Origin of the sequence: Saliphagus infecundisoli, from assembly GCF_020177375.1 — an archaeon.
GTDB classification, from domain to species: Archaea; Halobacteriota; Halobacteria; order Halobacteriales; family Natrialbaceae; genus Saliphagus; species Saliphagus infecundisoli.
Window position 1 is genome coordinate 1 of sequence record NZ_JAIWHV010000075.1, and the last position, 2,231, is coordinate 2,231.

Annotated in this window: 4 protein-coding genes and 2 pseudogenes; all 6 read right to left on the reverse strand. The window is 57.6% G+C overall.

Features of this window, described 5'->3' with window-relative positions; all coding sequences use genetic code 11:
- Nucleotides 1-253 (reverse strand): annotated as a pseudogene (locus LCF40_RS23060) (ISH3 family transposase); the annotation flags it as partial.
- Complete coding sequence (locus LCF40_RS23650) at nt 223-564, reverse strand: cation:proton antiporter domain-containing protein (protein ID WP_224830453.1); 342 nt, start codon at nt 562-564, stop codon at nt 223-225. The gene LCF40_RS23650 and the pseudogene LCF40_RS23060, both read right to left, overlap by 31 nt.
- The gene (locus tag LCF40_RS23070; RefSeq protein WP_318247924.1) at nt 551-1,066 is read right to left on the reverse strand and encodes a universal stress protein; all 516 of its coding nucleotides are present in this window, start codon (nt 1,064-1,066) and stop codon (nt 551-553) included. The genes LCF40_RS23650 and LCF40_RS23070 overlap by 14 nt, the downstream gene beginning before the upstream one ends.
- Nucleotides 1,067-1,364: 298 nt before the next feature.
- Nucleotides 1,365-1,565, reverse strand: a complete 201-nt coding sequence (locus LCF40_RS23075) for a hypothetical protein (protein WP_224830454.1) — start codon at nt 1,563-1,565, stop codon at nt 1,365-1,367.
- 201 nt (nt 1,566-1,766) lie between these two features.
- Nucleotides 1,767-2,054: a patatin-like phospholipase family protein gene (locus LCF40_RS23080; RefSeq protein ID WP_224830455.1), complete on the reverse strand. Its 288-nt coding sequence runs from the start codon at nt 2,052-2,054 to the stop codon at nt 1,767-1,769.
- A 19-nt stretch (nt 2,055-2,073) separates the two neighbouring features.
- Nucleotides 2,074-2,231: pseudogene (locus LCF40_RS23085) on the reverse strand (IS630 family transposase); the annotation flags it as partial.

Consider the following 2,231-nt stretch of genomic DNA (forward strand, 5'->3'; position numbering starts at 1 on the left):
CAGCGTCCAGGTCGAACTGATCGGTGAGATGGTCACGGACGGTGTTGGCGTGGGGCGACTCGTCGGTCGTCTCGCAGACGTGATTGATCGAGGTCCCGCCGGCGCTGGCGCCGGCGAGGACCTCGTACAACTCATCAGCGGAGACCTCTACGTTCTCACCGAGATCAATCGGGAGCTCGTCTCCGAGATTGTTGACGACAAAATTAAGCAGGTGCTCTCCCTCTAACTCGTTGTCTGCTTGCTTGTGTTGCACACACTCTCCAAGCAGACACTTACTCTAACCCGATGTGATCGACTGAGGATAGAACCGAAGTTATCGCGAAATGCCCTGACGTCGATGTTGACTGCGTCGTTGAAAACCAACGCCGGGAGCACGATGAGTAAGATCAACTCTGAGGTGAGCTCGACCTCGATTGGTGACCCAACGGCGGAAACAGCTATCCCGATGAGAAGGAGCCCAGTGGTGTTCTGTATTCGGGGATACCGTTCGGTGAGTACTCCGACGACAGTAGCGAGTGCGAGCAAATAGAGAAGTGTAATCAGGTGCTGTTCAATCGATACCATACCTACAATAGCCTCGGGAATCGGTTTGAAGCCTTCCTCGTGAAGCTGTCGGCCTCACCTTACGACGGTAACCGGAACGGTGGCACGCTCCGACCACGTCTCGCGCCACGCTTCCTAGGAACCGCTTGGCCCGTTCCGATTGCCCCCGGTTGCCGACGTAGATGGTATCGAACCCGCCGTCCTCGGCATAATCTGTTATAGTCCTCACTGGTGCGCCGTAGAGCAGTTCTCCCGACACGTCCTGTCCCAGCTCCGCTGCGACCTCGATCGCTTCGTCAATGAGCGCCCGGCCTTGCGCCTCTGCGGCGTCAAGGCTGTCGATGATCAGCCTGTCCCGGGCGTCGGACACGGATATCGGCTCGCCTCCGCCGGCGTCATAGACGTCCGGTTCAATTGCGTGGATTAGCGTGATCGAACCATCAGTCGCATTTGCGATGTCCACGGCGTACGCGAGCGCTCGCTTACTCTCCTCGGAGCCGTCGACGGCGACGAGCAGTTCCATACCGAACCATGGGGACCCAATCGATTAAAGCAGTCGTCCCATATTGCGACCTGGGAACGACTGTTCACCGCTCCACGTTCTACGTTCATGCCCACCACGCGGAAAGGAACTGGACACCTTCGAAAAATCGTCCGCTACGGCTCGTTTGCTATTAGACCAGCAATCAGATCCAGCTGCCTAAATGTGATCACCTGGAGTCCCGTGAAATGGTGCTCAAGTGCACCATCTACAACCTCCATCGGAGCGTGAGATCTCCGTAAAATCTACCGCTGTGTGACGATCCTACAGAGCACGATAATTAGTCGGTCAGTTCCTCTCGAACGTCAGTCAGGAACACCTCGGCTCGTCGCTCGCCCGAATCCAGCAGGCCCCTAATGAATGCCGGGCTTCGGTCGGGTTTTGACGGATACGGAACTTCCCGATCCAGCTCAAGCCACCGGACGGTAATGCGATTGAACCGCTCATCCGGCAGGTATCCCGCGTCGACCCACTCGTTCACGAGGACGGTGTACCGCAACTCCTGATTGAGCGAGAGGTTTCCCGAGAGTTCATTCCGGCGGTCTGCAATTTGCCCTACTGACTGAAAGGGGCCCTCGTGTTCTTGCGGGTTGATTTGGATAATCCAGAGTTCCTCTGGTTTGCGTTCCGGTGGGACGACGGTGAGATCATATACAGGCGGGTTCTGGGAGAATAGGCCATCTCAGTAGATGTTGCCGACGAACTTGACCGCAGGGAATAGTGTTGGAACCGCCGCGGACGCCAGAACGGCGTCGGCGGTAATCTCCTCGTTGACGAACGTCTCGAACTCTCCATCGGTGACATTGACGGCGCCGACGACGAGCCGCGGCCGCTCCGCCGTCATCTCCTGTCGGCAGAGCCTGAGGTCGATCTGCGTTTCGATGAGCTCACGCAGCCGGCGCTGGGCCCACAGCGCTGCCGGTACGTCGTAGGGGCTGATATCCGGAAGGGGAGCACCGCGTGCACCCATCGTCGTCCACCACTTATACTTACGGACATAAATACGTAAAGATATTTGGTGGATTGATGCTGTCGAGTGCAGCGAGCGCGGCATCCTGAAGTTCGTCCAGTGAGTCGAAGAGGCGGTTACCGAGTACCTGATTGAGCTTCTTCCAGCAGTCCTCCGCGGGGTTCAGCTCCGGTGAAC

Bases quoted from the DNA above. Each gene is read 5' to 3' on its own strand.
- LCF40_RS23650 (WP_224830453.1), bottom strand. From the start codon at position 564: ATGGTATCGATTGAACAGCACCTGATTACACTTCTCTATTTGCTCGCA.
- LCF40_RS23070 (WP_318247924.1), bottom strand. From the start codon at position 1,066: ATGGAACTGCTCGTCGCCGTCGACGGCTCCGAGGAGAGTAAGCGAGCG.
- LCF40_RS23080 (WP_224830455.1), bottom strand. From the start codon at position 2,054: ATGGGTGCACGCGGTGCTCCCCTTCCGGATATCAGCCCCTACGACGTA.